The sequence below is a fragment of the Buttiauxella selenatireducens genome (assembly GCF_031432975.1).
Lineage (GTDB): Bacteria > Pseudomonadota > Gammaproteobacteria > Enterobacterales > Enterobacteriaceae > Buttiauxella > Buttiauxella selenatireducens.
The window spans coordinates 1,151,521-1,176,075 of the sequence record NZ_CP133838.1; the positions used below are offsets into that span (position 1 = coordinate 1,151,521).

The 24,555-nt window shown below is 48.3% G+C and carries 36 protein-coding genes and 1 pseudogene; 28 read left to right on the top strand and 9 right to left on the bottom strand.

Features of this window, described 5'->3' with window-relative positions:
- Positions 1-87 precede the first annotated feature (87 nt).
- Complete coding sequence (gene trmN / locus RHD99_RS05285) at positions 88-825, top strand: tRNA(1)(Val) (adenine(37)-N(6))-methyltransferase TrmN (RefSeq protein WP_183270237.1); 738 nt, start codon at positions 88-90, stop codon at positions 823-825.
- Here the strand turns inward: trmN and nadB are convergent.
- On the bottom strand, positions 810-2,426 hold the full coding sequence (gene nadB / locus RHD99_RS05290) for an L-aspartate oxidase (protein ID WP_309877759.1): 1,617 nt from the start codon (positions 2,424-2,426) through the stop codon (positions 810-812). The genes trmN and nadB overlap by 16 nt on opposite strands.
- A gap of 83 nt (positions 2,427-2,509) precedes the next feature.
- The gene (locus RHD99_RS05295) at positions 2,510-2,794 is read right to left on the bottom strand and encodes a hypothetical protein (RefSeq protein WP_309877761.1); all 285 of its coding nucleotides are present in this window, start codon (positions 2,792-2,794) and stop codon (positions 2,510-2,512) included.
- Between RHD99_RS05295 and RHD99_RS23975 the strand changes: the two genes are divergently transcribed.
- The 6 genes from RHD99_RS23975 (at position 2,781) to RHD99_RS05320 (ending at position 7,254) form a co-directional block, all read left to right on the top strand.
- Positions 2,781-2,837 (top strand): hypothetical protein, encoded by a 57-nt coding sequence (locus RHD99_RS23975; protein WP_370090880.1) that lies wholly within the window; start codon positions 2,781-2,783, stop codon positions 2,835-2,837. The genes RHD99_RS05295 and RHD99_RS23975 overlap by 14 nt on opposite strands.
- 22 nt (positions 2,838-2,859) lie before the next feature.
- On the top strand, positions 2,860-3,435 hold the full coding sequence (gene rpoE, locus RHD99_RS05300; RefSeq protein ID WP_016537822.1) for an RNA polymerase sigma factor RpoE: 576 nt from the start codon (positions 2,860-2,862) through the stop codon (positions 3,433-3,435).
- Positions 3,436-3,466: 31 nt separating this feature from the next.
- Positions 3,467-4,114: an anti-sigma-E factor RseA gene (rseA, locus tag RHD99_RS05305; RefSeq protein WP_183270234.1), complete on the top strand. Its 648-nt coding sequence runs from the start codon at positions 3,467-3,469 to the stop codon at positions 4,112-4,114.
- Positions 4,114-5,070, top strand: a complete 957-nt coding sequence (rseB, locus tag RHD99_RS05310; protein ID WP_309877766.1) for a sigma-E factor regulatory protein RseB — start codon at positions 4,114-4,116, stop codon at positions 5,068-5,070. Before rseA ends, rseB begins: the two co-directional genes overlap by 1 nt.
- Positions 5,067-5,546, top strand: coding sequence for a SoxR-reducing system protein RseC (rseC, locus tag RHD99_RS05315; RefSeq protein WP_183270232.1), 480 nt, complete (start codon positions 5,067-5,069; stop codon positions 5,544-5,546). The genes rseB and rseC overlap by 4 nt, the downstream gene beginning before the upstream one ends.
- Before the next feature lie 451 nt (positions 5,547-5,997).
- Complete coding sequence (locus RHD99_RS05320) at positions 5,998-7,254, top strand: tyrosine-type recombinase/integrase (protein ID WP_309877767.1); 1,257 nt, start codon at positions 5,998-6,000, stop codon at positions 7,252-7,254.
- Here RHD99_RS05320 and xis read toward each other — a convergent pair.
- From xis to RHD99_RS05350, 6 genes are all read right to left on the bottom strand, one after another.
- Positions 7,232-7,501 carry an excisionase Xis gene (gene xis / locus RHD99_RS05325; protein WP_309877769.1) on the bottom strand — a complete coding sequence of 90 codons (270 nt, stop codon included), beginning with the start codon at positions 7,499-7,501 and terminating at the stop codon, positions 7,232-7,234. The genes RHD99_RS05320 and xis overlap by 23 nt on opposite strands.
- A 123-nt stretch (positions 7,502-7,624) precedes the next feature.
- Positions 7,625-7,849: a TraR/DksA family transcriptional regulator gene (locus RHD99_RS05330; protein WP_309877770.1), complete on the bottom strand. Its 225-nt coding sequence runs from the start codon at positions 7,847-7,849 to the stop codon at positions 7,625-7,627.
- On the bottom strand, positions 7,846-8,067 hold the full coding sequence (locus RHD99_RS05335; protein WP_309877772.1) for a hypothetical protein: 222 nt from the start codon (positions 8,065-8,067) through the stop codon (positions 7,846-7,848). Before RHD99_RS05335 ends, RHD99_RS05330 begins: the two co-directional genes overlap by 4 nt.
- Positions 8,064-9,254: a phage N-6-adenine-methyltransferase gene (locus tag RHD99_RS05340; protein ID WP_309877774.1), complete on the bottom strand. Its 1,191-nt coding sequence runs from the start codon at positions 9,252-9,254 to the stop codon at positions 8,064-8,066. Before RHD99_RS05340 ends, RHD99_RS05335 begins: the two co-directional genes overlap by 4 nt.
- A gap of 106 nt (positions 9,255-9,360) precedes the next feature.
- Positions 9,361-9,573: a cell division protein FtsZ gene (locus tag RHD99_RS05345; protein WP_309877776.1), complete on the bottom strand. Its 213-nt coding sequence runs from the start codon at positions 9,571-9,573 to the stop codon at positions 9,361-9,363.
- A 193-nt stretch (positions 9,574-9,766) separates the two neighbouring features.
- The gene (locus RHD99_RS05350) at positions 9,767-10,180 is read right to left on the bottom strand and encodes a helix-turn-helix domain-containing protein (RefSeq protein ID WP_309877779.1); all 414 of its coding nucleotides are present in this window, start codon (positions 10,178-10,180) and stop codon (positions 9,767-9,769) included.
- Positions 10,181-10,300: 120 nt separating this feature from the next.
- On the opposite strand from RHD99_RS05350, the gene RHD99_RS05355 reads away from it, so the two are divergent.
- From RHD99_RS05355 to RHD99_RS05420, 14 genes are all read left to right on the top strand, one after another.
- Positions 10,301-10,522: a hypothetical protein gene (locus RHD99_RS05355; protein ID WP_309877781.1), complete on the top strand. Its 222-nt coding sequence runs from the start codon at positions 10,301-10,303 to the stop codon at positions 10,520-10,522.
- Between the two features lie 11 nt (positions 10,523-10,533).
- A complete protein-coding gene (locus RHD99_RS05360) occupies positions 10,534-11,073 on the top strand; it encodes a toxin YdaT family protein (RefSeq protein WP_309877782.1) in 540 nt (179 codons plus the stop codon).
- Positions 11,074-11,161: 88 nt separating this feature from the next.
- On the top strand, positions 11,162-11,308 hold the full coding sequence (locus tag RHD99_RS05365) for a hypothetical protein (protein ID WP_309877784.1): 147 nt from the start codon (positions 11,162-11,164) through the stop codon (positions 11,306-11,308).
- The gene (locus tag RHD99_RS05370; RefSeq protein ID WP_309877785.1) at positions 11,301-12,203 is read left to right on the top strand and encodes a DNA replication protein; all 903 of its coding nucleotides are present in this window, start codon (positions 11,301-11,303) and stop codon (positions 12,201-12,203) included. Before RHD99_RS05365 ends, RHD99_RS05370 begins: the two co-directional genes overlap by 8 nt.
- The gene (locus RHD99_RS05375) at positions 12,193-13,617 is read left to right on the top strand and encodes a DnaB-like helicase C-terminal domain-containing protein (RefSeq protein ID WP_309877787.1); all 1,425 of its coding nucleotides are present in this window, start codon (positions 12,193-12,195) and stop codon (positions 13,615-13,617) included. Before RHD99_RS05370 ends, RHD99_RS05375 begins: the two co-directional genes overlap by 11 nt.
- Entirely contained in the window at positions 13,617-14,231 is a 615-nt protein-coding gene (locus RHD99_RS05380) for a hypothetical protein (protein WP_309877789.1), read from the top strand. The genes RHD99_RS05375 and RHD99_RS05380 overlap by 1 nt, the downstream gene beginning before the upstream one ends.
- Positions 14,228-14,737, top strand: coding sequence for a hypothetical protein (locus RHD99_RS05385; protein ID WP_309877790.1), 510 nt, complete (start codon positions 14,228-14,230; stop codon positions 14,735-14,737). The genes RHD99_RS05380 and RHD99_RS05385 overlap by 4 nt, the downstream gene beginning before the upstream one ends.
- Positions 14,734-15,450 carry a hypothetical protein gene (locus RHD99_RS05390; protein ID WP_309877791.1) on the top strand — a complete coding sequence of 239 codons (717 nt, stop codon included), beginning with the start codon at positions 14,734-14,736 and terminating at the stop codon, positions 15,448-15,450. Before RHD99_RS05385 ends, RHD99_RS05390 begins: the two co-directional genes overlap by 4 nt.
- On the top strand, positions 15,440-15,940 hold the full coding sequence (locus RHD99_RS05395) for a class I SAM-dependent methyltransferase (protein WP_309877792.1): 501 nt from the start codon (positions 15,440-15,442) through the stop codon (positions 15,938-15,940). The genes RHD99_RS05390 and RHD99_RS05395 overlap by 11 nt, the downstream gene beginning before the upstream one ends.
- Positions 15,933-16,214 carry a hypothetical protein gene (locus tag RHD99_RS05400; RefSeq protein WP_309877793.1) on the top strand — a complete coding sequence of 94 codons (282 nt, stop codon included), beginning with the start codon at positions 15,933-15,935 and terminating at the stop codon, positions 16,212-16,214. Before RHD99_RS05395 ends, RHD99_RS05400 begins: the two co-directional genes overlap by 8 nt.
- 1,162 nt (positions 16,215-17,376) lie before the next feature.
- Entirely contained in the window at positions 17,377-18,144 is a 768-nt protein-coding gene (locus tag RHD99_RS05405) for a metallophosphoesterase (protein WP_309877794.1), read from the top strand.
- The gene (locus RHD99_RS05410; protein ID WP_309877797.1) at positions 18,141-18,497 is read left to right on the top strand and encodes a RusA family crossover junction endodeoxyribonuclease; all 357 of its coding nucleotides are present in this window, start codon (positions 18,141-18,143) and stop codon (positions 18,495-18,497) included. Before RHD99_RS05405 ends, RHD99_RS05410 begins: the two co-directional genes overlap by 4 nt.
- Positions 18,494-19,483 (top strand): DUF968 domain-containing protein, encoded by a 990-nt coding sequence (locus RHD99_RS05415; protein ID WP_309877798.1) that lies wholly within the window; start codon positions 18,494-18,496, stop codon positions 19,481-19,483. The genes RHD99_RS05410 and RHD99_RS05415 overlap by 4 nt, the downstream gene beginning before the upstream one ends.
- Before the next feature lie 12 nt (positions 19,484-19,495).
- Positions 19,496-20,074 (top strand): DUF1133 family protein, encoded by a 579-nt coding sequence (locus tag RHD99_RS05420; RefSeq protein ID WP_309877800.1) that lies wholly within the window; start codon positions 19,496-19,498, stop codon positions 20,072-20,074.
- A gap of 77 nt (positions 20,075-20,151) precedes the next feature.
- On the opposite strand, the gene RHD99_RS05425 is transcribed toward RHD99_RS05420, so the two are convergent.
- Positions 20,152-21,057: a hypothetical protein gene (locus RHD99_RS05425; RefSeq protein WP_309877802.1), complete on the bottom strand. Its 906-nt coding sequence runs from the start codon at positions 21,055-21,057 to the stop codon at positions 20,152-20,154.
- A 201-nt stretch (positions 21,058-21,258) separates the two neighbouring features.
- Between RHD99_RS05425 and RHD99_RS05430 the strand changes: the two genes are divergently transcribed.
- The 7 genes and pseudogenes from RHD99_RS05430 to RHD99_RS05460 all read left to right on the top strand — a co-directional run bounded on the left by RHD99_RS05430 (position 21,259) and on the right by RHD99_RS05460 (position 24,456).
- A complete protein-coding gene (locus RHD99_RS05430) occupies positions 21,259-21,654 on the top strand; it encodes a putative holin (RefSeq protein WP_309877803.1) in 396 nt (131 codons plus the stop codon).
- Positions 21,651-21,926: a phage holin family protein gene (locus tag RHD99_RS05435; protein WP_309877806.1), complete on the top strand. Its 276-nt coding sequence runs from the start codon at positions 21,651-21,653 to the stop codon at positions 21,924-21,926. The genes RHD99_RS05430 and RHD99_RS05435 overlap by 4 nt, the downstream gene beginning before the upstream one ends.
- A 2-nt stretch (positions 21,927-21,928) precedes the next feature.
- Positions 21,929-22,408, top strand: a complete 480-nt coding sequence (locus tag RHD99_RS05440; RefSeq protein ID WP_309877809.1) for a TIGR02594 family protein — start codon at positions 21,929-21,931, stop codon at positions 22,406-22,408.
- Positions 22,405-22,680 (top strand): annotated as a pseudogene (locus RHD99_RS24090) (hypothetical protein); the annotation flags it as partial. The gene RHD99_RS05440 and the pseudogene RHD99_RS24090, both read left to right, overlap by 4 nt.
- On the top strand, positions 22,619-22,960 hold the full coding sequence (gene lysC, locus RHD99_RS05450) for an Rz1-like lysis system protein LysC (protein WP_374708459.1): 342 nt from the start codon (positions 22,619-22,621) through the stop codon (positions 22,958-22,960). The pseudogene RHD99_RS24090 and the gene lysC, both read left to right, overlap by 62 nt.
- A 340-nt stretch (positions 22,961-23,300) precedes the next feature.
- Positions 23,301-23,966 carry a hypothetical protein gene (locus tag RHD99_RS05455; RefSeq protein ID WP_309877815.1) on the top strand — a complete coding sequence of 222 codons (666 nt, stop codon included), beginning with the start codon at positions 23,301-23,303 and terminating at the stop codon, positions 23,964-23,966.
- A gap of 145 nt (positions 23,967-24,111) precedes the next feature.
- A complete protein-coding gene (locus tag RHD99_RS05460; protein WP_309877817.1) occupies positions 24,112-24,456 on the top strand; it encodes a DUF2190 family protein in 345 nt (114 codons plus the stop codon).
- Positions 24,457-24,555: the final 99 nt, after the last annotated feature.

Consider the following 24,555-nt stretch of genomic DNA (forward strand, 5'->3'; position numbering starts at 1 on the left):
TCTTCATCTGTTTGTGTGGGTAACTGACGCTTTTCCTGGCAGCAAGTTTCCCCTATGCTACTCCAGTTTCTCTACAGGGTAGCTAAGATGTGCAGTCAAAAAGTAGTTTTGCGTCGTGATGGATTCACCTTTAAACAGTTCTTTGTTGCGCACGATCGATGCGCAATGAAAGTCGGTACCGATGGCACGTTGTTAGGAGCGTGGGTTCCCGTCGCTAAAGTTAAAAATGTACTGGATATAGGCACGGGTAGTGGGTTGCTGGCGTTGATGCTGGCGCAACGTACGCCTGAGAATGTCACTGTTGATGCCGTAGAACTTGATCCTCTTGCCGCTGAGCAGGCCGCAGAAAATGCAGCAGGATGCAAATGGGCTTCACGCATCAATGTTCATTGCGCTGATATTCGTGAGTGGGCGCAACAAGCTACACAACGCTATTCGTTGATTGTCAGCAATCCACCCTTTTTTTCACAGGGTAGTGATTGTGCATCCCCTGAACGTGCGCAGGCTCGATATACCACGACACTTGACCATCAAGCGTTGTTGAGCAGTGCCACGCAATTGATTACTGAAGACGGTTTTTTCTGTGTGATTATGCCTGAAACGTCGGGAACGGCTTTTACTGAACTGGCAAAAACACAAGGATGGTTTGTTCGTTATCGTACTGATATTGCAGATAATGAAACGCGGTTGCCCCATCGTGTGATGTTGGCGCTTTCGCCGACTGACGGGGAATATTTTACCGATCGTTTGATTATTCGTGGGCCAGACCAACAATATTCCGAAGGTTACTGTGGCCTGACCCAGGACTTCTATTTGTTTATGTAAAGCGGCGAAAGAATGCTTGGCCCGGAGTTTTCGGCCAAATCCGGGTAGTCCAGCGTGTAGTGTAAACCCCGGCTTTCTTTACGCATCATGGCACAGCGCACAATTAGCTCTGCAACCTGCACCAGGTTGCGCAGTTCCAGTAAATTGTTCGACACACGGAAGTGGGAATAGTACTCGTCGATTTCCTGCTGCAACATGGTAATTCTGCGCAATGCTCTTTCCAGGCGGCGCGTGGAACGCACAATCCCGACGTAATCCCACATAAACAGACGAAGCTCATGCCAGTTATGCTGGATAACCACCTGCTCATCTGGGTTATCGACCCGACTGTCATCCCAGTCAGGCAACGACCTGGAAATGCGAGCGTATGGCATGCGCTTCATTATATCTTCCGCAGCGGACCAGCCATAAACCAGACATTCTAATAACGAATTCGATGCCATACGGTTTGCGCCATGCAGGCCGGTATAAGTGACCTCGCCGATAGCGTACAAGCCATCAACGTCAGTACGACCATTTTCATCGACCATCACACCGCCGCAGGTATAGTGGGCAGCGGGCACCACGGGTACGGGTTCTTTTGTGAGATCGATACCCAGCCCCATAAGTTTTTCGTAAATGGTTGGGAAATGGTGGCGCACAAACTCTTCTGGCTTGTGGCTGATATCCAGATACATGCAATCGGCACCCAGACGTTTCATCTCATGATCAATTGCACGCGCAACGATGTCCCGCGGAGCTAGTTCGCCGCGCTCATCAAAATCAGGCATAAAGCGGCTGCCATCCGGGCGCTTGAGGTAAGCACCTTCACCACGCAATGCTTCGGTTAACAGGAAATTACGTGCCTGTGGATGGAAGAGGGCTGTGGGATGGAATTGATTAAACTCCAGATTGGCCACACGGCAACCTGCACGCCATGCCATGGCAATACCGTCACCGGAGGAAATATCTGGGTTGGTTGTATATTGATAAACCTTCGACGCACCACCAGTGGCTAAAACCACGGCTTTCGCACGGCAAGTTTCCACTTTCTCTCGGTTACGGTTCCAGATCCAGGCCCCCACGACACGTCGCGTGCCGGGTAGACCGATTTTATCTGAAACAATAAGGTCGACTGCGTTACTACGCTCGATGACACGAATGTTTGGATGACTCAACGCTTTGCCGACCAGCGTAGTCTCAACCTCTTTACCCGTGGCGTCTGCAGCATGGAGAATGCGGCGATGGCTATGTCCACCTTCACGAGTTAAATGGTAGCTTTCGGCTCCATTTTCCTGGATCTCAGTATCAAACAACACACCCTGATCGATTAACCACTGCACACAATGGCGTGCGTTACTGGCAACAAACTCTACCGCTTCTCGATCGCAAATTCCGGCGCCTGCAATCAGCGTATCTTCGACATGTGAATCGATGCTATCCGTTTCATCAAACACTGCGGCAATGCCACCCTGAGCATAGAAAGTCGAGCCTTCATTTATTGGCCCCTTACTCAGAACAATAACTTTGCAGTTTTCGGCAAGCCGTAAAGCCAGAGAGAGGCCAGCAGCTCCGCTACCGACGATTAATACATCACAAGCGAGTTCGGAATTTGCGTTCATCGTGTTTAATTTACTAAACAAAGGTTGGGCCAGCATATCACCCGATGTGGGCTGTAACACGCTTTTTTTAAACCTGAGTTATATCAACTAAACATGTGGAGGGTTTTACTCAGTTTCATCCGAATAATAGCGTTAATAAGCACTTTTTCGTGCCAGTTCACCGTTAGTGGCAGATTTTCTAATGAAAAATCATGATTCATGCGATACTCTGCATGAATATAGCGATCGCCTTTTAGGACAAAAAAGGTGTCACCGTTTGTGCCATGAAACTTATAATCAAGAAGAGATAATTCGTGGAACAGATCAGGAAAACAATGGCGTAATGGAACTTTGCTCAAATCGAGCGCTCCAACCGTGAACTTGCTCATTTATGCAGAGTTCGGATGGCTTTTCAATTACGCGTGGAAATAGGTTTGGGGAGATATTACCTCGGATGAGCGAGCAGTTAACGGATCAGGTCCTCGTCGAACGGGTCCAGAAGGGAGATCAGAAGTCATTTAATTTACTGGTGGTTCGCTATCAGCATAAAGTGGCGAGCCTGGTTTCCCGCTATGTACCTTCAGGAGATGTTCCTGACGTGGTGCAGGAGTCATTCATCAAAGCTTATCGCGCATTGGATTCATTCCGTGGCGATAGTGCGTTTTATACATGGTTGTACCGTATAGCGGTCAACACGGCAAAAAATTATCTGGTTGCTCAGGGTCGTCGTCCTCCATCAAGCGATGTGGATGCAATTGATGCGGAAAACTACGAAAGTGGCAGTGCATTGAAAGAAATTTCGAACCCTGAGAACTTAATGTTGTCTGAAGAACTGAGACAAATAGTTTTCCGTACTATTGAGTCACTCCCGGAAGATTTACGCATGGCAATTACGCTGCGGGAGTTGGATGGTTTGAGCTATGAAGAAATAGCCGCCATCATGGATTGCCCGGTAGGGACTGTCCGTTCTCGTATTTTCCGTGCGCGGGAAGCTATTGATAATAAAGTTCAACCGCTTATCAGGCGTTGACGATAGCGGGTTACTGGAAGGGTAATTAGGCATGCAGAAAGAACAGCTTTCCGCTTTAATGGATGGGGAAACTCTGGATAGCGAGCTGCTAAGCGTCTTATCACAAGACAAATCATTGCAGCAACGCTGGGAGAGCTACCACCTAATCCGCGACACTATGCGCGGCGATACCAGTGAATTGCTTCATTTTGATATTGCAGCCAATGTCATGGCGGCGATCGAAAATGAACCAGTGCGTCATGTCACGCCACTTATTACAGAACAACAGCCTGAACCTCAACAATGGCAAAAAATGTCGTTCTGGAAAAAGGTACGTCCTTGGGCCAGCCAATTGACCCAAGTGGGTGTTGCAGCATGCGTATCGCTTGCGGTAATTGTTGGCGTGCAGCACTATAATGGCCAATCTGACAATCCTGCTCAGCCTGAAGCACCTGTGTTCAATACTTTACCTATGATGGGTAAAGCGAGCCCGGTAAGCTTGGGTGTTCCTTCTGACAGTACTGCAAGCACTGGTCAGCAGCAGGTACAGGAACAACGTCGACGTATCAATGCTATGCTGCAAGATTATGAATTGCAGCGTCGTTTACACGCCGAGCAACTCCAGTTTGAACAGGCACAAACCCAGCAAGCTGCGGTACAAGTGCCAGGTAACCAAACGTTAGGAACTCAATCGCAGTAATGAAGCAACTTTGGTATGCACTGTCTCTTATGACAAGCAGCCTGTTGTTCAGCTCAAATGCCTCGGCGGACACTGTTTCGTCCGGGGCATTGTTGCAGCAGATGAACCAGGCAAGTCAGTCACTCAATTATGAGTTGGCATTTATCAGCATTAATAAGCAAGGGATAGAGTCCTTACGCTATCGCCATGCAAGGCTTGATAATCGTCCACTTGCGCAATTGCTTCAGATGGATGGCCCACGCCGAGAAGTTGTCCAGCGTGGCAGTGAAATCAGCTATTTTGAACCTGGACTTGAGCCATTTACGCTCACGGGGGACTACATCGTTGATTCGCTTCCATCAATCGTCTACACCGACTTCAAACGCTTGACGCCTTATTACGACTTCATTTCTGTCGGACGGACGCGTATTGCCGATCGTCTGTGCGAAGTCATTCGAGTCGTGGCACGAGATGGCACCCGATACAGCTATATGGTGTGGATGGACTCGGAAACGAAATTACCGCTGCGTGTTGATTTGCTGGACCGTGATGGCGAGACGCTGGAACAATTCCGCGTTATCTCTTTCAACGTCAGCAAAGAAGCTAATGGCATGATGCAAAGTCTGGCGAAGGCGAATTTACCGCCGTTGTTGTCAGTTCCTGGCGCTGAGAAAATTAACTTTACCTGGGCACCTACCTGGTTGCCGCAAGGTTTTAGTGAAGTCTCCAGCAGCCGCCGTCCATTGCCGACCGTGGATGTTCCAATCGAATCACGCCTTTACTCTGACGGTTTGTTCAGTTTCTCGGTCAACATTAGTCGCGCTGCCAGCAATAGCACCGATCAGATACTGCGCACTGGGCGTCGCACAGTGAGTTCTGAAGTTCGGGATAAAACTGAAATCACAATCGTCGGTGAGTTGCCGCCACAAACGGCAAAACGTATTGCTGACAGCATCAAATTCAGGACTGCGCAATGATCAAGGAGTGGGCAACAGTCATCTCCTGGCAAAAGGGTGAAGCATTGCTGAGTTGTGACGTAAAAGCGTCATGCAGTAGCTGTGCTTCACGCGCAGGCTGTGGCAGTCGTATTCTCAACAAACTCGGTCCGCAAACGAATCACACCTTATCGGTTGCTTGTGATACGCCGCTGGTGGCGGGTCAAAAAGTCGAGTTGGGTATTGCTGAAGGTAGCCTGATAGGTTCTGCGTTACTGGTTTATATGTCCCCGCTGGTTGGGTTATTCGTGGTTTCAGCCCTGTTTCAGGCGCTGTTTGGTACCAACCTTGCGGCGATTTGTGGGGCATTGATCGGCGGAGTGGGCGGTTTTCTTATCGCGCGTGAATTCTCATTGAAATTCAGTCGCCGTGAAACCTGGCAACCCGTTATTCTCAGCGTTGCGCTACCGCCAAATGCTCTAAGAGTCGAAACGACGACTTCTGCGGACAGCCAGTGACGTCTCCGCTGCCCGCAATCTTTTAGACACACTTTCCGTAGGTCTTTCATCTCTCAACTACGCTTGCAAGATGACCTGTTTCCTCGCTTTCTCGTTGTAGTGTAGAATGCGGCGTTTCAGGCAAAAGACAGCCATTGACATCACGCTCTGTACAGCGCATTGCGCCGAGCTTTCCCGGATTTGTAAGGCATAAAAACCTCTAACTATGAAGAATATACGTAACTTTTCTATTATTGCCCACATCGATAATAGACACTAAGTCAGTATATGCCACCATCTGCCAAAACCCCCATTTAAACCCAGCAATACCAATACCTTCCAGCATTTCCAACCTCATCCATTTGCGAGCATAAGACACGATAAGCCAACAAATTTGTGTCCACCAGCGTGTCCATAATCTATGATGGACACACTGGGGTGTGTCCACGGTGGACACGGGTGGGGTTTTTCTATGGCGATTTCAGATAGTTATCTCAAGTCCTGTCTCGGAAAAGATCGGGACAAAATTGAAGAGAAAGCAGACCGCGATGGCCTGTGGGTGCGTATCAGTAAAAAGGGTGCAGTGACCTTCTTTTATCGCTATCGCTACTTGGGTAAACAGGACAAGTTGACGATCGGCAGTTACCCCGCGTTTGGCCTTAAGGCTGCAAGGGAAGAAGTTGAGAAGTGGGCTGCCGTTCTTGCCAGGGGAGAAAATCCACGGGTTCGCCAAGGGCTGGACAGTGCCAAAATAAACTCGCGATATTCGTTCGAAGAATTGTTCCGTGAATGGCATGGCATTGTCTGTATTCAGAAGGTAACCGCCGATCAGATACTGCGAACTTTCGAGCTTCACGTTTTCCCGAAAATTGGTAAGTACCCGGCAGAAGATTTAACTCTTCATAACTGGCTCACCGTTCTGGATCGCCTCGCTGAGGGTTATAGTGAAATTACCCGCCGCGTCATAAGCAATGGTAAACAGTGTTATTCATGGGCGGTAAAGCGGCAGGTTCTTGAAAGAAACCCACTGTCCGAACTTTCAGGGAAAGACTTTGGCATTGAGAAAAAGATAGGTGAGCGCACGCTTTCACGTCATGAGATAGCGCTAGTGTGGCGAGCAGTGGAAGATTCACGTCTGATGGAGCGTAATAAGATCCTCGTTAAACTTTGCCTGCTGTGGGGGTGCCGTATCGCAGAGCTGCGCCTTGCCGAACGTTCGCATTTCAACTTTGAGGATGGAATCTGGACTATCCCACCAGAAAACCATAAGACCGGTCGTCGAACTAAGAAGCCACTGGTGCGCCCAATTATTCCAGAGATTGTTCCGCTTATCAGTCGGGCAATGGAACTGACACCACGCTTACCTGATAAACCCGATGAACCAGGGCGGTTTATTTTCTCCCGTTATGGCGATAAACCCATGACAGAAACTTTCCATCTGAGCATCAGTAACAACCTACGGGTGTTTATGTTGAAGGCATACAGCGAGAACGTACCGCACTTTTCCATTCATGATCTGCGCAGAACTGCGCGAACCAATTTCTCAGAGCTGACAGAGCCGCATATTGCTGAAATCATGTTGGGGCACAAACTGCCTGGCGTATGGGCTGTGTATGACAAACACAGCTACATAAGTGAAATGCGGGAAGCGTACAGCAAGTGGTGGGCCAGGCTCATGAGTATTGTTGAGCCTGACGTTCTAGAGTTCAAACCGCGCGAAGCGATGTAACACGCCCCTTGGTATCCCGCTCGCGATGAATGTGCTCAAGTGGTTTGCGTTTTGGTAGGGATTGTTCTGCTGTCTGCCACGCAACAACCTGAGCACGCTTCCAGCGATTTGATGCACCCATACATGAGTAAGCTGGCTCTGGGAATGGGTTTTCCGTTTTGTTACGGTACCGGGCCAATGTGCGTGGTGAAACACACAAGAATTCACATACGCGCTTTGTATCCATCCAGCTTTCATTGTCAGTCATAGTTTCCTCACCCAGACCCCGAGTGGGGCCGTAAAAATTGATAATTCAAAATCAAACTGCAGCAAGTTTTTGTGCACGCAGTTTTCAATATGTTCAGGTTCTTCAATGTCTCGTTTAATTGAGTCAGCTTCTTCGCGACCCCGACTTATTCCGCAGCTCATCAATCTGCTTGCAGCTCGCGCACAACTGACAACCGGGAATCGTTTTCCGGCGAGCCTCCGGGATTTCCTCTTCACATTCCATGCAGTGCAATGCTGAGACTGCGTTTCGGTTAATACGTATAAGGCTCAATGCTGCGTTGCGTTGCAATTCTTCCAGGTCGCTGGCGTTATCAATGATGTCGCTCATTCCTTCTCCTTAAATACCTTGTTTACAACACCGATATGCCACTTGAAGAGAGTTCTGCTGATACCCATGGGTTCGAGCTTTCTGTGATGATCCGTAATCACATCACGGATAATATCGAGCCTGTTTTCTTGAGCTTTTTTCAGTGCATCCTTCAATGCCCGGGCGCAAATTTTCGTCTGTGATCTGACGGCGTTTAATTGCTCCGGGGTTAGCTTCATGCAGCTATTTCCCGTTGCTCTCTGTATTCCGCCAGCTTCGCCCTGAGATGTCTGATGTTGTTCCAGTGCTCACGATCAATAGAATTCATGGCATCCAGAAAACTAGTCATTGTCATCCCATAATCTTCAATGGCTTCTTCGGCTACACGCTCCAGGCGTTCCACGATATCTGGAGGAGCAATTCCACCTTCGAAAGGTTGCTGAATAAGCCATTGAGAGACTCCCTTGCTAACTAAGTTGTCACGGATAATCTTTTTGGCGCGGGCAATAACGTCAATTGGCACTGCGACCGTATCCGGTGCTTCGACAGAATCAGCCGCCCACACATGGGCGTATTTCGATTCATTGAATGTGTACGCGGCCTTGTCTCCGAACGCCGCCCGAATGCATCCCCAGACCTCAATACCACTTTTAGCGAGAATGTCGTGCTGGGCCAGTGGAAGCTCAGGCTCTACCGCAGGTGTTTTCTGGCTTGGCTTGATAGCATCAGGCTGTTTCATCTGCGGCAACAACCGCTCTGCCTCTTTGCGGATCTGTGCCAGAAATGCATCACCATGCGCTTCAAGTTCATTTCGGTTGATGTAGCTCATCGCTGGGCCGCGCCAGTTCTTATCGAAAACAGCAACTGCACCTGCGAAAAACGCGCCCGTTGGGACTTGTTTTTCATTAGCTGGAACAAACCAGGCTGGTAAATCAAAACCAATGCGGCCACGAATGAAAGCCACATGATCGGCATCGTCAGGCCACCATAATTCGCTGGTTGCCGCTTTAATCAGAAAGACATACCGACCACCTTTTTCACGCATCTCGCTGACATGTTTCATGATGTACGGCATGCCCGTAACATACTGATCGCCATGTTTTGCGGGACGGCTGTACGGCGGATTAGCAAATGCCGCGCCATTCAGTTCGGCAAGTCGAGCTGACCAGTCCTGAGTTAAAGCATTGTCTTCGGCGGTATAAAACGCAGCGCACTTTGAGTTATGGCCATCGCTAAACAGGTCCAGAACAAGTGGGCCAAACATCGCATTAATGCCCCAAAAGATGTTGTCTGGCGTACACCACTGATCGCCAACTTCTTTCAGTACATGCTCCGGCTGGCTGCGCAGCTCTTTCAGTGCCTGGCAATATGGGCTTGCGATAAGCAAAGGCTCGTTTAATGCTTCTTCAACTGCTTGCTCACTCATTGTCCTTATTCCCTTTCTTCATCAGCTTTTCGGCCTCGTGGCCACTTTTAAATTTGTTGCTGGTGGTTGTTAGCCGCGCCCGTACACCGGGTTATTGCCAGCTTCATCAATGAATTAACGGATCACCGTGTCCATCTAACAAAACCTCAAGCACACAATCATTGATGCGAAGAACTTCTAGATCGGTGTGCAAGTAAACCCACTGGCGTTCGTTGATAACAGCTGATACGCGGTAGGTGCGACCTTCATGTAACGCCATCATTCCCGGCGCCACACACTGACGAATCATCGGCATGGTGCCGTAGTGTTGGTGAACCATATAAATCCCCTTTACCGTCTTCCCGGCTGCCAGAACAAATCTTTAACCTGACAACGCTGCGCTTGTTGTCGATGGCTTGAAGATACAACCAAAGGTTCGATGTGTAAAATGAAAGTGGAACTAATAGTTCTATTTAAGGGTGAAAAAAAAGACACCGATACGGTGCCTTGTTATGGAGAGGGTTTGAAAGGGTCTATTTCTTCAAATCGTGAATGATGTCGTATACATCGTTTTTAAGAAGATCCATCTCTCTAACCACGCCTCTGGTGTGAATAATCAGTCGTAACTTCTCAGCATCCGGCAACTGGTTGAAAAGGGAAAGTAAGGTTTCTTCTCTCTCATCAAGCACGCGCGGTAATGCTGGCAGCTCTTCGCCGTTCTCGCTTTCCTCTCCCTGTTCCATGAAAAACCAATATTCAGGTCTGCCGGTTACAGCAGCCAGCCTTTTGAGGCGCTCGCCGCTCGCAGCTGATGCGCCATTGGCCCACTTTCTCACGGATGTGTGGGAAAGCATAACGCGCCGCGCGAGGTCCGCCATGCTCCAGCCGTTTTCCTCCATCACTTGATGGATTCTTTTAGCAAATACAGGGTGAGGAATTTTATTCATATTTTCATTTTACAACCAATGGTTTGATAGTTCATTAGAACTATTGGTTTGATTTTTGTTGGAACCAAAAGTTTTAAGTGCTATTCTCCGATCACCTTAAGCAAACAGCTAGGACAGCAAATGGATAACCAAATTAAACAAAAAATCAGCAGCTACATGTCTCAGGTAGGTATTGGCGAGTGCTTCGGCATCTCATCTCAGGCCGTTGGCAAATGGCTGCGTAAGGGGAAGGTCCCGCACGGTCGAATTTTGCCGTTGTGTCGAATCCTTAACTGGAAAGTTACCCCTCATGAGATCGACCCCAACGCCTACCCAAACCCTACAGATGGTTTACCAAAGTAGGAGCCATAACCATGCAAACCATCGCTTTTCAGAATGATAGCTCACACACAGCGGAGCGGTTGATATATCGAAATCAACCAAAAGCAAATGCCAGTCATGAAGAAATTAGCGTAGCAGTACGTTCCTGGGCAGCTGACGCAGGTCAGCTGGTGGTAGCAATCGAAATACAGCTCGAGTACGAAGCGCTTGGGCTAACAGGTCTGGATATCGCAGACGAACCTGAAGTGTGGAAAGTGAAGCTTTTCCGCTGGCTGGATAACAAACGTGGATCTGCTGGATATCAGCAAAACATCGAGTTACTGGCTCCGGCCATCCTCGGTGCTCTACCGCTTGAGTATCGGGGAAAGTTGAAGCCACAAGACAACATCATGACGCGTTTGGCAGCACTGGAAAAAGAAGTGAGTGAGGCAAAACAGGTTGTCATGTTGGGAGCGCCGAAGCATCAAAAGCTGAAAGAGCTGAGCGAAGGTATTGTGGAAATGTTTCGAATAGACCCCGATTTAACAGGTCCACTGATGGCAATGGTCACAACCATGTTGGGGATGGTTTGAGATGAACGATATCAAAAAGGCGAAAGCCGCGGTGCGCGAACACCAACGGCTCTCAGGTGCACATACGGAAGTAAATGCAGGAGGAATAATGGCAAATAAACCGCGCTATTACCAGATCGCTGTACATAAAAACAATACTCGTGACCGCCTGGCACGTTCGATTAATCCGACAGTGGCCGAGAAGATGCGCGCCATCCTGGAAGAACTGAAACGCAAGGGGGAAGGTCGTGAGTAATGTCCTTCGTTTATCCGATTTTAGAGGGGCTGCGCAGCCCATGGAGATGCCACAACCAACAGGTCAGGGGTTGGTATTCCTGCACCGTAAAATTCAGAGTCTACCGTTTTATAAAACCGATAGTGAGGCTGTGCATCTGTGGGTTCATATCATCATGAAAGTGAACTCTGCACCGGGCATGGTTGCCACTGAATTTGGAGATCATCCCGTTGGTCGTGGGCAGGCAATAACAGGTCGTCATACGCTTGCTAAAGAGACTGGCATCACTCCGGACAGAGTCAAATACCTGCTCAATAAATTCACCAAAATGGGCATGATCACCACGCTGGCAAATAAGAAATTCACGCTCCTGACTGTCACGAAATATGACGATTATCAGCAGTTTTTTGTGCCATCAGAGTGCCAACAGAATGCCAACGCAAACCCAGATAGGGCGCAGCCTGTAGCCGAGGTTGTGCCAACAGAGTGCCAACAAAGTGCCACAAACAATATAAATACTAATAACTTAATACCTGACGGTATTAAGTGTGCAACTGGCGACAAAAAACCGTCTGTCCAGAAGCATAAGTTTTCCTGCGAAGAAGTCTGGCAATGCCTGAAAGACGAACTGCCAGAAGCTCGTGGCTGGAGAGCCATGAGTGACAAACGTCGCAATCTGATCCGCAAGTTCTGGCTCGAAGCTAACAGAATCGCTCGTCAGCTCGATGACGGGCAGCCGCTGACCATTCAGGGGTTTCGCGAGTATCTCCAGTACATCAGCCGTAGCTGTCGCTGGATGTTGGAAGACCGTCCGGACAATCGCACTGGCAGAACCTGGCGGCGCATGAAGTTCGACAGCTTCCTGTCTGCCACGCTGTATCTCGAAGTGCGCGAGGGGGATCGTGATGACAATTGATCTGAATCTTGCCCCGCAGAATCTTGAGGCTGAACAGAGTGTCCTGGGTGGGCTGATGCTGGATAACGGCAGCGAGCGCAGCATGAAAGCAATGGCAATGCTCAAGCCTGATTCGTTCTCCCGGCGTGCTCACCAGCTGATTTTTGCTGAAATGCGCCAACTAATCTCCGAACAAAAACCGATTGATCTAATCACGCTGGTTGAATCTCTTGAAGCTAAATCCCTTGCTGAAATTGTGGGTGGGTTTGCTTACTTGGCTGAGCTCTCAAAGAACACACCCAGTTCAGCCAATATCGTGCACTACGCCATCGTAGTTCGTGAGAAGGCCATGGAGCGTTACGGCATTGGCAAGCTGACTGATGCTATTGAGTTGCTTCATTCCCGTAACGGCATGACAACGGCCCAGAAATTTGACGCTATCCAGATGCTGGTTACCGATGTTGCCGATCATGCCAAAACAGGGAGCCGTCGTGGTCTGCGCCCATTACTGGAAGTGACCGATAGCTGGTCCAATGAACTTGAGCTGCGAATGAGTGGTGAGAAGGTTCGTGGCCTGACAACCGGTATTGGTTCACTTGATGATCTGCTTGGGGTGAAACGCCTAGTGCGTGGTTCGCTGATGGTTGTTGGTGCGCGTCCAAAGATGGGTAAAACGACGTTGTATTCAAGTATGGCCATCAACTGTGCCACCGTAGAAAACGAGCCTGCGCTGATGTTCAGCCTGGAAATGCCTGACGAACAAATTCTGGAAAAAATCATCGCACAGAAGGCGCGGATTAACCCGAATGTGTTCTATCCGGACATGAAAAAATCCGACTTTGGTTATTCAGGGGACTGGCAGGGCGATTTCAACAAGGCCCAGGGTGTCTTAGCTGCTCTCATCAATACCAACAACCTCTACATCGACGATACGGCCGGACCATCACTTGCTCACATTGTTGCTGAAGCCAGACGCATCAAGCGTCAGCGCGGCAAGGTTGGCATGGTGCTGGTGGACTACTTGACGCTTATGACCGCTGACAAGGCTGAGCGAAATGACCTGGCTTTTGGCGCTATTACCAAGGGGCTTAAGAACCTGGCGAAGGAGTTGGATTGTGTCGTTGTTTTGCTGACTCAGTTAAACCGCGATCTGGAAAAGAGAACCAACAAGCGTCCGTTGCCGAGTGACTCTCGTGATACGGGCCAGATTGAGCAGGACTGTGATTACTGGGTTGGTATCTATCGCGAAGGTGCCTACGACGAGCAAGCAAACCAGGCTGATACCGAATTACTGTTGCGACTTAACCGCCATGGGAATACCGGCGTTGTTTATTGCGAGCAGCGTTACGGGGTTATTTACGACTGTATCCAGGAAGAAGCTGCGATGAAGCGCCAGCAACAGGATAGCAAAACACAAAAGCGGGGTGGTTTCTGATGAAAACAACAAGTGTAGTGCAGGCGGTTATCAGCTTTCTTTATGACAAAGAGGCCATGCTTCCTGAGATATCAGCCTTCATGAAAATGAATCCTCGAGAGTGCTCAAACTTACTCGGCACCATGCTGCGCGACGGAACACTGATACGCACTGGAGTCATGCGCCGTTATGTTTATTCGCTGTCTCCGGATCGGGCGGACCCAATGGCAATTTATCAAGCTCGTCTGAGTATTGTTCGAGAAAAGCTGGCAGTTGTTCTACGTCTGATGCTCAAAGACATTCGGATCTTGATAAACGAGACAGACTGGGCGGCAAGGGCCTTTCTCGATGAGGCCCTCAAGAATGGCGATATCTACAAGCACAACAAGCAAGGGTACTTCCTGAATTTTGCTGATTACGAAAAGTATATTGAGATTTCAAGTGAGAAACGGCTGACAAAGCGCCGTGCGAATTGCGCAGCATACCGTGAGATGCAGCGCGCACTCAGAGCTGAAAATCTGGTTAACGGCGCAAAGAGCAAACCAGCTGAAATCAACATCGTTTGCGAAGAATGTCGCCAGAACTGGCAGGGCTATCAGGTACACAAAATTTTCGGCAGTGGAGCACGCGCATGAATAACCAGAACAACTCAGAACTGACAGCAGCTGGTCGCCAGTTCCGCGACATGATGACCTCAGAAACAGCCATTATTGAAATTGCGAAGATGATTAGCAATCTGGCCGACAAACTGGACATAACGACCTTAGCGCTACGCGAGAAGTGCAAACAGTATGACGAGTTAAACCAGCAGGTGGTTAACCTTGCGGTCGAGAACTCGACCATCAAAACGATGAATGATTGCCTCTCTGAAGAACTACGCGGTTATGAGTCAGATGGCGCTTATGATGGCCCTAATATGCACAAGCTTTGGTATTCACATGCTGACGCGCTACCAGCAACAAGCGTCATGTTGGCAAGCATTCAGGTAATGGGCGTGGAGAAGATCCTGAGCACTGAGCCTGCAGAACTCTTAGCCAGAATGCCAGCTTACCGCCAGATGACCGTTAGTGAAGATAATGTGCGCGATGTATTAAACGCTATTCGGATTACGTTAAAGCTGCGCAAAGGAGCTGCTGTATGAAAGAGCGTGGAATGATATTCAACGGTGAGATGGTTCGCGCCATTCTCGACGGACGGAAGACGCAGACACGGCGGGTTATGAAGGTTCAGCCGAAACAATCAGAAACAAGACCAGGAGATTTTTGGTTTTCATCGAATAAATTAAAAAGCATGGTGCATGTTTCTGACCTCATACCAGGCAATTCACCTATTACCGATTACCATCTTTTCCTTCAAGAACACTGCTGCCCATTCGGGTCCGTAGGCGACCGCATCTGGGTTCGTGAAACGTTCCGTGTCATGGGTTGCGCTACTGATGTTGCCCGTCTGATGTACAAGGCAAGTGAGCGCAATAGCTTCACTGAATCAACACGCACGGTTCCGGTTGCTACATGCACCAAACAGCCATTACATAAGTGGACGCCATCAATCCACATGCCACGTTGGGCCAGCCGCATTCTGCTGGAAATTACCGCGGTGCGAGTTGAACGGCTGAATGCCGTTACCGAAGATGATGCCAGGGCAGAAGGTGTCAGCACCGCGATGTGGTTTGCCGGTAAGGGGGTGCCAGAGGATGAATGGGAAAACCTTGCATATACAGACCAAATAAAGGCATCTCACACGAACAAGTTTGCCACGTTATGGGAGTCCATTTACGGCGAAAAGAGCTGGCAAGCCAATCCATGGGTATGGGTAATTGAATTTCGTCGAGTGGAGGCTACTGATGAGCAATAACATCGAAGCGCTGCCTTCAATCCTCGATATGTGCTGCGGTTCGCGCATGTTCTGGTTCGATAAGCAGGATGAACGTGCTGTATTTAGTGATATTCGCAGCGAAGAGCACACGCTTTGCGATGACCGCCGCCTGGTAATCCGACCGGACTTAATTGCCGATTTCCGCGCATTGCCGTTTGCCGACGATTCATTCCCTGTTGTCGTGTTCGATCCGCCACACCTTGAGCGTGTTGGTGATAACGCTTGGATGGGTAAGAAGTACGGAAAATTGAATAAGGAAACGTGGCGTGATGATTTGCGCGATGGATTCGCAGAGGCGTTCCGGGTGTTGTGGCCACACGGCGTGCTCATTTTCAAATGGAACGAAACGCAGATACCGACTCGGGAAATTCTGGCGCTAACGGATGAGAAACCGATTATCACGCAGCGCACTGGCAAGAACGATAAAACCCATTGGATTCTTTTTGTTAAAGGAAAAGGCAATGACTAAATCACTCGAAGCGCTGATTGCCAAAATCAAAAAGCAGACTGAAAGCTTTGACAACGTGATTTTGAAGGAAGATGAAGCCAAGGCTCTGATAGCGGCGCTAGAGCAGGCGCAACAGCGTAGCGAAGAGCAAGGTCGTAATGCATGCGAATTGCTCGATGAAGTTAACCAGCAGCGACAGCGCATCGCGGAACTGGAATCTCAACCTCACCACAACGGCATGATGCAGCTATCCAATGAACTAGCAGAGATGAAGCGGAAGTGTGCAGTGCTTTAGTCTATGACTACCGCCGCCATTCGCTGAGGCACTGGTGAGGGCTAATTTGCCAGAAATGTGCGGAGTGAAATATCAGACTACCTGACATGAAAGGGAAAGCCGGGTTGCCCCGGCTTATTTTTGCTGTTCACGCTTTCGCGCGCCCTCCAAATTTACTTCTTTGTTTTTTCCCCGTGGAGGGGATTTCTTCGTTTTAAAAATACAAAACAGAAATCTCGGGGCAAACCAAAAATTGGGACATAAAGAACCCTCAATTGTATTGCCGGGAAAAAGGCCGAGGCGAAATGATAGCGCTTATGAATATTTTGCTCAAGCTAGCAGTAAATCATGATCGATTTTACCGATCGATAGCATCATATTGATCAATGAAAGTGATTAATTAGTGAGCACATAACAGTAACAAAATTTCAACCTGCTAACTTGGCTGGTGGTCGTTTAAGATTCGTTTACGTCGACACTAAGCAGTGTCAATGAGTGACAGGTAGTGACGAAGCGCAGCCATTCAACCAGTTAAGCTCGACAAATTTGCCGCCAGGCATTCGTTAATAGTAACGATCAAATTTTGATCTAATGTAGCGAAAAAGATTATTTAAATCAGTTAGATAAATAGCCTTGCATAGATACATAGTTTTTGTGCATACTTGGGAAAAGAAAATAATACTGTGTTTATATACAGTTATTGTATGCTGTATGTTTAAGTAGTGGTAGCAAAAACTACTGAATGCAATTTTTTGGATTTTTATTTCCTCGCAGGTTATTAGGAAAAAAGTCGAATTTGCTAGAGTGGTTACGCATAGCCGAGATGGCTTTGCAAAGTGGGATTCTGGGTCCCGGTAATTAGGCAATCCGTAAGGGGGTTGATGTGTCTCAAGTTAGTTCTGAGGGGAGTGATTCTTACTATCTAGTAAGGCGTTCCGACGGTGCAGTAGCATGCTCTTTTAAACTCAAGGCGGGGGAGCGCGTGCTATTGAACAACGATGGTCTAGAAATAGGTCATAAGAATCTTCAGAAGGATGAGCGCGTCATCTCGCGTGCAACGTTGGTTGAGATGGTAAGAGAGATATCTGCCAACAATTGACCTTTATTGTACATGCCTTGCATAATATGCGAATCGGCCTGAACAACCGATAACCTGACTACGATGCGCCACGGAGTGAACACCATGGCGCAAATAAACCAAATCAAGAACACCACTTCTTTCCTGATACCGGCTAATGCCGATACCAGAGAATCATCACATCTAAAAGCCAATCCCGATACGGGGTTCGTTAACGGCTATCAAAAAATCATTGGCACTGAGTACCGCAATATCTTTGTTGTGGGTGATTTACATGGCTGCTATTCGCTGCTGATGAGCAAACTTGAAGAGGTTGCTTTCGACCCTTCACAAGATTTGCTGATCTCAGTAGGTGACCTAATTGACCGAGGCCAGGATAGTTGCGAGTGCCTGGCGTTAATCGAGATGCCATGGTTCAAGGCTGTTCGCGGTAACCACGAGCAAATGGCTATTGATGCCAAAAACATATCTGGTGTTCGTCACTGGGTGGGTAATGGCGGAGCCTGGTTCTATCAGCTCGATGCCGACAAAGAAATACTCATGCGCTCATTGATGGTCAAAGTTGCCAGGCTTCCGTTGGTTCTTGAGTTAGTGACCGGTGATAAAACGATTGTTATAGCCCACGCTGACTACCCTGATGATTCTTACGAGTTCGGTAAGTCAGTTTGTGCTGAGCAAGTGATCTGGAATCGCGGGCGTGTAAACAAATCACAGGAAGGCAGAAAGAGCGATATCGAGGGTGCTGATTTGTTTGTCTTCGGGCACACACCTGTGACATCACCAGTGCAATTCGGTAACCAGCTTTACATTGACAGTGGTGCAGTGTTTACCGGGCAACTAACGCTGATTCAACTGCAGGGTGAAGCTATATGATCGCCTACGACATCACGCCGTTAGGTAAGCCTCGAATGACCCGCGCCGATAAGTGGAAGCAACGACCAGAGGTAATGCGCTATCGAATGTTTTGCGATGATGCACGTCTGCACCAAATTGACCTTCCTGAGTCAGGCGCCCATATCACTTTCGTCATGCCTATGCCGCAGAGCTGGAGCAAGAGGAAGCGCGCAGAGATGAAGGGCAAGCCACACCAGTCAAAACCTGATTGCGACAACATGCTTAAAGCTCTAATGGACGCACTCTTTGACGATGACTCAAGCATCTGGGATTGCCGCATTACCAAAATATGGGGTGAGAAAGGGCAGATCATTATCGGGAAGGTGTCATGAGAGCGCTGCTTAGTGCTGTTGTAGTTACTGAATTGGGTATGGCGATACTCAAGCCAGGGAAAGAACTACTACCGCTGTTTTCTGGTCGGGTTCTTATCGATTACGCGCCGGAGTACATGATTGAGTGGCCTTCAGGTGCATTGCCGCCCGCAAGACAATCTCTTGGTGATGATCCGGCTCTGGCACCATTTTTCGCCAATGAGAAGGTAATTCAGGCTGCTGGTGGATTTAATGGGCTCGATGCCTGGCTAATGCGAAAACCCATCGATTGCCAGTGGCCACATTCCGATTATCACCATAACGAGCTGGTAACGACGCGGTTTCATTCTGGCTCTATACGTCTGTGTTGGCACTGCGATAACAAACTTCGTGATCACCACACTGAACAGTTATCCAATATGGCGAAAGCTAACGTTGTTGCCTGGATAATTGATACTGCCCGCGTAGCTCTCAGGTTTAACGATAGCCATATCCTGACGTTACCTGAGCTGTGCTGGTGGGCAACAACTATGGAGCTTGTCGAGGCACTGCCTGAGGGTATGGCCCGCCGTGCCCTTGATATGCCAAGGATAACCATCCCATCAGTAAGCCGCGAGAGCCATATTGTTCCAGAGTTACCGGCCACCAGCATTATCCAGGAGAAAGTGAAACCTGTACTCAAGCTGAAGGTGGATCCGGAGAGCCCTGCAACATTAATGCGTCGTCCAAAGCGTATTCGTCTGGAAAAACCCAAATACCTTCAGTGGGTGAAAACACAGCCATGTGAAGGCTGCGGCTCACCAGCTGACGATCCGCACCACCTAATTGGCTGGGGACAAGGTGGGATGGGCACGAAAGCTCATGACCTTCTTTCGATTCCCCTTTGCCGTATCTGCCATACAGAACTACATAACGACCCGGTTAAGTTTGAGCAAAAGCATGGCTCGCAACCGGCAATGATAATCCGAATTCTTGACCGGGCTTGCGCGCTCGGCGTGTTGGCGTAAGGGAGACGAATAATGATTAATGCAACAGCAACTGGCAAAAGCGGTGAGATGGTTCGTTTACACACATTAGAAAGTGTCTGGATTCAGGGCAAGCTCCGCATGTGGGGCCGCTGGTCATTTATTGGTGGTGGTAGTGGCGGCAATATGTTTAACCAACTTCTGGCTACAAAGACGTTAACCAAAACAGCCATTAATGAAGCACTTCGCCGTATGAAGAAATCGGGTATTACAAAACCGGAACTGGAAGAGTTTTTGAAGGATATCCTGAACGGGAAACACAAAAGCAACCTGGCGTTCTGTACAGACGAGGAAGCGCTGAAGATTGATGGTGTGATTGGCGCAGTGCTGAAGTCTCAAGGATATGGCCATCTTGTCGGATATTTAAATGACCGCTATCAACGCCGTATGAGCAAAAAGGCCATGGCGCGGGATCTACACTACAAACACCCTGAATGGTGCCTGAGGACCTGTGAAACCCGTATTGATGTTTGGTTAAATTTAGCGGAATCGATGCTATACGCACCAATGTGTGATGTATTCGACACAAATAGCACCAGATTTAGCTTGCATCGTTGCGCGGAAACTGTTTGAATTGTGCTAAGCTCGGGACGTAAAAACGAACTGAGCAACTTTAATAGATTAAACCCGCCGAGTGCGGGTTTTTTGTTTTAGAGAGATTCAATAAATTCTTCGTAGCGTCGGATATCAGCTTGACCAATATTTTTATTATCTTTAAGCCCTTTCAATAGCTCTGAAAGATTTTCTTTTGTGAAAAATAATCGTGCTATCTCGATAAGCTCACTTGCCTTCGTTATATTGTTTTTTAGTGAATTAATACCGCTTACAATTGGTTTCATTTGTGTTCTGGATAGCTTTTCGGGATCTGCATCTTGCAAGCTTTGAACAGAACCTCTTAATTGTTTTTCGTAGATATTCTCCAGGTCATTATCTGGGGACAGAAATTCAATATAAGAAATAAAGCCAACGATAATATCTACTGATTGTGGAATAGGTTGCCCTGAGACTTGGGCGAGTTCGATTTCTTTTTGCGTGGGAGGTCTTGAGTTGATCACGTTCCCACTACTAATTGCAAGCATCTGTCGTAATGCGCGATAAGCTGCGAGCCCTATAAATTCTGAATCATTTATCTTTTTGTATAGGTCTATCGCCCAGCGGATGTTCTTCTTGCCAACACTCAAAGCATTGACGTCTTGCCAAAAACCAAAAACGTTTTTCTTGTTCTCATGAATAAATGCTCGGGCTTTAGCGACTTCAAGCGCGTTGATGAAATCTGAAGACATCTGTTCAAAAACGACATCGAAATATTTAGTACCGCACGCATGCCCAATATTGGTCTCCGAACCATCATCCGTTTCTACGACATAACCCTTAAAGTGAGGTGTGTGGCAATTAGATAGGCCACAAGAAACTTTGTTGGGGAGTTCATAGTAACCGATGATTTTTTCTAGTTTTTTATTAGCTACGTTCAAGTTTGATAAGTAGCTTGCCCTCTTACAAACTTTTTGCCAATCGTCTAACTCAACGAAGGTTTCATCCTCCAATAGATAGATCATATAACCTCCTGAAAGTATAGAGGGTTACGATTCTATCATGCATGAAAAGAGGCTGAATGCTGGGGTATATATTTTGTTCTTAGATGGCATGACCTAGATCACATATTCGTACAATAAACGAACATCAATTAGGGTGTTGAAGTCACACCCATTCTTATTCCCCTCATTCAGAGAGGATGAACAGCAAAAGAGGGGGGCTTAATGTCCGCAGAACCTATCTCCGGCACTGCAATAGCTCATGCTGCGGTGACTACTGTCACTTTTGCCGGATTATGGGCTAACACTGATGCCGGGGTGATACTTGGTGCTTTCGCTGGCGCCACTCTTTATGTACTGACTTCCCGAAACCTGCACTGGTGGGAAAAGTTGCTTTACGGGCTGGCTTCTTTCCTGTCTGGCCTGATTGGCGCGAAGTACATGACCGCCATCCTCAACGCCACACTGAATACCATGCTGGGAAAGATTGCCCCTGGTACCGAAGTTATCCCTGTTCCTGAGTCTATCGGCGCGCTGGTGGCTGCTGCGGTCATTATCACTTTTGTCCTCATGTACAAATCACGGCTGGAGAAGCGAGCAGCTGCTGAGGAGGGGAAATGACAATCGACTGGGGAAATATCTGGCTTCAGGCCAATGCGATTATTGGTCTGTTAGCGGTGATCGTTATCGGTTCTTACCAGCGCAACAACTCCCGACATAAACCGCATTATTCCTTCGTTGCCTGGCTGGCGATGATTGCTCTCATCTCAATTCCGATCCGCATCTGGATTGGTAATTACTCCGTAGTGGACCGCTCCGAGGTCATTGTGAACTTCATACTCCTGCTGGTGATGTTGAACTCGCGGGGGAATATTACTGGTAGAAGGAGTTAGCTATGCAAGAACCACGCTGGCTGGTGGAAGCACGCAAGTATATAGGTCAGTTAGAAATCAAAGGCCCTCGGCATAACCCTCTCATTATCCAGTTCTGGAAAGACATTAAACGTAGCGGAATCAAAGATGATGAAACGCCATGGTGCGCAGCATATGTCGGTTCCATGCTCGAGCGAGTCGGAATCAAATCAACCCGCTTTGAGTCTGCGAAGTCCTACCTCAACTGGGGTGCCGAGCTACGCGAACCAGCCTTCGGTTGTGTTGTGGTATTCAGTCGCGACGGCGGCGGCCATGTTGGATTTGTCGTCGGGCAGCGTGAAAACGGCGACCTGATGGTACTGGGCGGTAATCAGTCCGATGCCATCAATATCCGTGCATTTCAGCGTTCGCGAGTATCCGGTTATCGCTGGCCAGTGAACGAGCCAAAGGATTCACGACCGCTTCCTGTGTTAAACGGAAGCCGTTCGGTGAATGAAGCATGATTTCTTACTTTCTGCTTTCGCTTAAAACACACTGGCGCTGGTGGCTGACTATCGCCGCACTGGTAACGTTCGCCTGGCTCTGGAATGAAAATACACGTGTCAGCGCCAGCCTGACCACACTGCAGGGTGAGAACGACAGCAACCGAGCTATTACAGACAACATGCTTCGCACCGTCGCAATCACTAACATCGTTCTGGGAACCAATCAGCATGCTAAAAACCAGATCGCACTGGAGTCTCAGAGTGCCTCGAGTGACATCAAAAGTGCTGTTGCAGGTGATGATTGCGCTAGTCGGCCTGTGCCTGTTGGTGCAGCTAACCGGCTGCAGCAATACGCGGACAGTGTACGTACCAGTGCCACAACAACAAATCCCAGCCAGCCTGACAGCTGAAACACCACAGCCGTTTATTCCCGATCCGCTGACTTATGGGGCCAGTCTGGATTTAAACGTTAGTCTGCTGGCTGCGCTGGGGATGTGCAACCGAGATAAGGCGGACATCAGGAAGGTAGAGGATGCCCGGTTATCCGGAAGTGAATCAGGCTCAGAATGAAAACTGTAACAGGGTAAATTACTGAAATAATGGCTAGTTCTAAAGCTAAGGACATGGCACCTCCTAAATGATTAACGGAGACAGCCCCAAAATTGAGGTTATCTAGTGTAGCCGTTAAGTCCGCAACCATTTGAGCACATGCATTCAGATGTATCGGAATCGAGAGAATGTGCCCTGTATGTATGCAGACGCCATTACAAAGCTCATCTGCGGGTGGGCTTGATAATGGATTACGTACTTAAAGATTAAAACATGCGTTAAATTTAATTTTGCGCACGAAATTGATTTTTGTGCGCGATAGTGTGATTATGTGTCCACTGAAAATTAGTGGAGTGATAGCATGGCCTTCCGATCATATGAGTCCGCACAAGAAAATTTTGAATACGCTTTAAGTCGACTACTTCCGAAAGAGGGAACTAAAGAAGTAAGAGAGAAAGCGAAAAATGTTTTGATGGATATTTGCGAAAAATATGGTCCGGTGATTGACTCTTATCCTTCTTGGCACCCTTTGGTAACAACCTCCAACAAACAAGGTTGGCCATTGACGAGACCTTGCCCTGAAAATGGGTATAAAGGTTTAGATCACACAGTGTTATTTGCGAACGCCTTCATCACTTGTCCATACGATGGCGGAAAAGAGGTAATAGCATCAGTTAGCAATCGACCAGAACATCATGCCGCAAGCATTACTGCAGCTGAAATTGATGCTGTTCTTTATCATCCGCTCGCAACCCCAATTTTAGTCACCTGTGATTGGGGTCGCCCGTTGAACCTGGATAAAACCATTCCTAAATCATTAGCTGTGGCTTTAATGTTAGAGGAAGAGATTCCTCAGTGGAGAGATGCACAGTTAGCTGAAACTTGGGAGACGATGAGACCATATTTTTTAGGTCGACCGCATGGTGCTCGTTCTTCCTTATCGGTAGACCAGGATACTGGGCAAGCGATGAAAACGGTATGGAATGCCATTATCAATACCGGCATGTATGGTCCGATTAAGGTGTAAGTTTTTTTAACCTTTTGATGGCGGTTCTAATCGCCATAACTAGTACTATCCCATCGCTATTATCCAATCGAGCCACTGGCATTTGCTGGTGGCTTTTTTGTTTCTGCCTTTTATGGGCAGCCATCCATCTCTTAAGGGCAATTCAATGGCAAAGAACTACTATCAGGACGGCAATACCATGGACTGGAAGAACGGTACCAGTAAGGCTGTTGTAACCGGTCAGGCTGTAAGCGTCGGTGCGGTTACAGGTATCGCACAACACGACATCCCTGTTGATGCTGACGGTGAGTTGATGATGACGGGTGTCTTCGTTCTTCCGAAAGTCGCAGCAGAGACGTGGCAGCGAGGAGCACGCCTGTGGCTGACTGCTGATGGTGAGCTCACTGCGAAGGATAAAGACGGCAGCAACGTCGCGCATGCAGTGGCTGGTACTGCGTGGATCACTACCAATGCAGGCGAAGCAGAAGGGCGTGTGCGTCTCGGATTTTGACCCGTCAGCCTTGAAATCAATCAATTGATACTCATTCTCATTTGAAAAGGTACTCCCGGCGATCCGGCCTGCCACGAGGCGGCGGGCACGCGGAAAGCG

What these genes read in the sequence shown, in the direction of transcription:
- RHD99_RS05350 (WP_309877779.1), bottom strand. Translation starts at nt 10,180, where the DNA reads ATGAATAAAATTCCTCACCCTGTATTTGCTAAAAGAATCCATCAAGTG.
- RHD99_RS05385 (WP_309877790.1), top strand. Translation starts at nt 14,228, where the DNA reads ATGAATAACCAGAACAACTCAGAACTGACAGCAGCTGGTCGCCAGTTC.
- RHD99_RS05295 (WP_309877761.1), bottom strand. Translation starts at nt 2,794, where the DNA reads ATGAGCAAGTTCACGGTTGGAGCGCTCGATTTGAGCAAAGTTCCATTA.
- RHD99_RS05405 (WP_309877794.1), top strand. Translation starts at nt 17,377, where the DNA reads ATGGCGCAAATAAACCAAATCAAGAACACCACTTCTTTCCTGATACCG.
- trmN (WP_183270237.1), top strand. Translation starts at nt 88, where the DNA reads ATGTGCAGTCAAAAAGTAGTTTTGCGTCGTGATGGATTCACCTTTAAA.
- rseB (WP_309877766.1), top strand. Translation starts at nt 4,114, where the DNA reads ATGAAGCAACTTTGGTATGCACTGTCTCTTATGACAAGCAGCCTGTTG.
- RHD99_RS05320 (WP_309877767.1), top strand. Translation starts at nt 5,998, where the DNA reads ATGGCGATTTCAGATAGTTATCTCAAGTCCTGTCTCGGAAAAGATCGG.
- RHD99_RS05435 (WP_309877806.1), top strand. Translation starts at nt 21,651, where the DNA reads ATGACAATCGACTGGGGAAATATCTGGCTTCAGGCCAATGCGATTATT.
- RHD99_RS05400 (WP_309877793.1), top strand. Translation starts at nt 15,933, where the DNA reads ATGACTAAATCACTCGAAGCGCTGATTGCCAAAATCAAAAAGCAGACT.
- nadB (WP_309877759.1), bottom strand. Translation starts at nt 2,426, where the DNA reads ATGAACGCAAATTCCGAACTCGCTTGTGATGTATTAATCGTCGGTAGC.
- RHD99_RS05410 (WP_309877797.1), top strand. Translation starts at nt 18,141, where the DNA reads ATGATCGCCTACGACATCACGCCGTTAGGTAAGCCTCGAATGACCCGC.
- RHD99_RS05440 (WP_309877809.1), top strand. Translation starts at nt 21,929, where the DNA reads ATGCAAGAACCACGCTGGCTGGTGGAAGCACGCAAGTATATAGGTCAG.
- RHD99_RS05455 (WP_309877815.1), top strand. Translation starts at nt 23,301, where the DNA reads ATGGCCTTCCGATCATATGAGTCCGCACAAGAAAATTTTGAATACGCT.
- RHD99_RS05395 (WP_309877792.1), top strand. Translation starts at nt 15,440, where the DNA reads ATGAGCAATAACATCGAAGCGCTGCCTTCAATCCTCGATATGTGCTGC.
- lysC (WP_374708459.1), top strand. Translation starts at nt 22,619, where the DNA reads ATGCTAAAAACCAGATCGCACTGGAGTCTCAGAGTGCCTCGAGTGACA.
- RHD99_RS05355 (WP_309877781.1), top strand. Translation starts at nt 10,301, where the DNA reads ATGGATAACCAAATTAAACAAAAAATCAGCAGCTACATGTCTCAGGTA.
- RHD99_RS05430 (WP_309877803.1), top strand. Translation starts at nt 21,259, where the DNA reads ATGTCCGCAGAACCTATCTCCGGCACTGCAATAGCTCATGCTGCGGTG.
- rseC (WP_183270232.1), top strand. Translation starts at nt 5,067, where the DNA reads ATGATCAAGGAGTGGGCAACAGTCATCTCCTGGCAAAAGGGTGAAGCA.
- RHD99_RS05415 (WP_309877798.1), top strand. Translation starts at nt 18,494, where the DNA reads ATGAGAGCGCTGCTTAGTGCTGTTGTAGTTACTGAATTGGGTATGGCG.
- RHD99_RS05365 (WP_309877784.1), top strand. Translation starts at nt 11,162, where the DNA reads ATGGCAAATAAACCGCGCTATTACCAGATCGCTGTACATAAAAACAAT.
- rseA (WP_183270234.1), top strand. Translation starts at nt 3,467, where the DNA reads ATGCAGAAAGAACAGCTTTCCGCTTTAATGGATGGGGAAACTCTGGAT.
- RHD99_RS05420 (WP_309877800.1), top strand. Translation starts at nt 19,496, where the DNA reads ATGATTAATGCAACAGCAACTGGCAAAAGCGGTGAGATGGTTCGTTTA.
- RHD99_RS05360 (WP_309877782.1), top strand. Translation starts at nt 10,534, where the DNA reads ATGCAAACCATCGCTTTTCAGAATGATAGCTCACACACAGCGGAGCGG.
- RHD99_RS05340 (WP_309877774.1), bottom strand. Translation starts at nt 9,254, where the DNA reads ATGAGTGAGCAAGCAGTTGAAGAAGCATTAAACGAGCCTTTGCTTATC.
- RHD99_RS05380 (WP_309877789.1), top strand. Translation starts at nt 13,617, where the DNA reads ATGAAAACAACAAGTGTAGTGCAGGCGGTTATCAGCTTTCTTTATGAC.
- RHD99_RS05330 (WP_309877770.1), bottom strand. Translation starts at nt 7,849, where the DNA reads ATGAGCGACATCATTGATAACGCCAGCGACCTGGAAGAATTGCAACGC.
- RHD99_RS05390 (WP_309877791.1), top strand. Translation starts at nt 14,734, where the DNA reads ATGAAAGAGCGTGGAATGATATTCAACGGTGAGATGGTTCGCGCCATT.
- RHD99_RS05335 (WP_309877772.1), bottom strand. Translation starts at nt 8,067, where the DNA reads ATGAAGCTAACCCCGGAGCAATTAAACGCCGTCAGATCACAGACGAAA.
- RHD99_RS05345 (WP_309877776.1), bottom strand. Translation starts at nt 9,573, where the DNA reads ATGGTTCACCAACACTACGGCACCATGCCGATGATTCGTCAGTGTGTG.
- RHD99_RS05460 (WP_309877817.1), top strand. Translation starts at nt 24,112, where the DNA reads ATGGCAAAGAACTACTATCAGGACGGCAATACCATGGACTGGAAGAAC.
- RHD99_RS05375 (WP_309877787.1), top strand. Translation starts at nt 12,193, where the DNA reads ATGACAATTGATCTGAATCTTGCCCCGCAGAATCTTGAGGCTGAACAG.
- RHD99_RS05425 (WP_309877802.1), bottom strand. Translation starts at nt 21,057, where the DNA reads ATGATCTATCTATTGGAGGATGAAACCTTCGTTGAGTTAGACGATTGG.
- rpoE (WP_016537822.1), top strand. Translation starts at nt 2,860, where the DNA reads ATGAGCGAGCAGTTAACGGATCAGGTCCTCGTCGAACGGGTCCAGAAG.
- xis (WP_309877769.1), bottom strand. Translation starts at nt 7,501, where the DNA reads ATGACTGACAATGAAAGCTGGATGGATACAAAGCGCGTATGTGAATTC.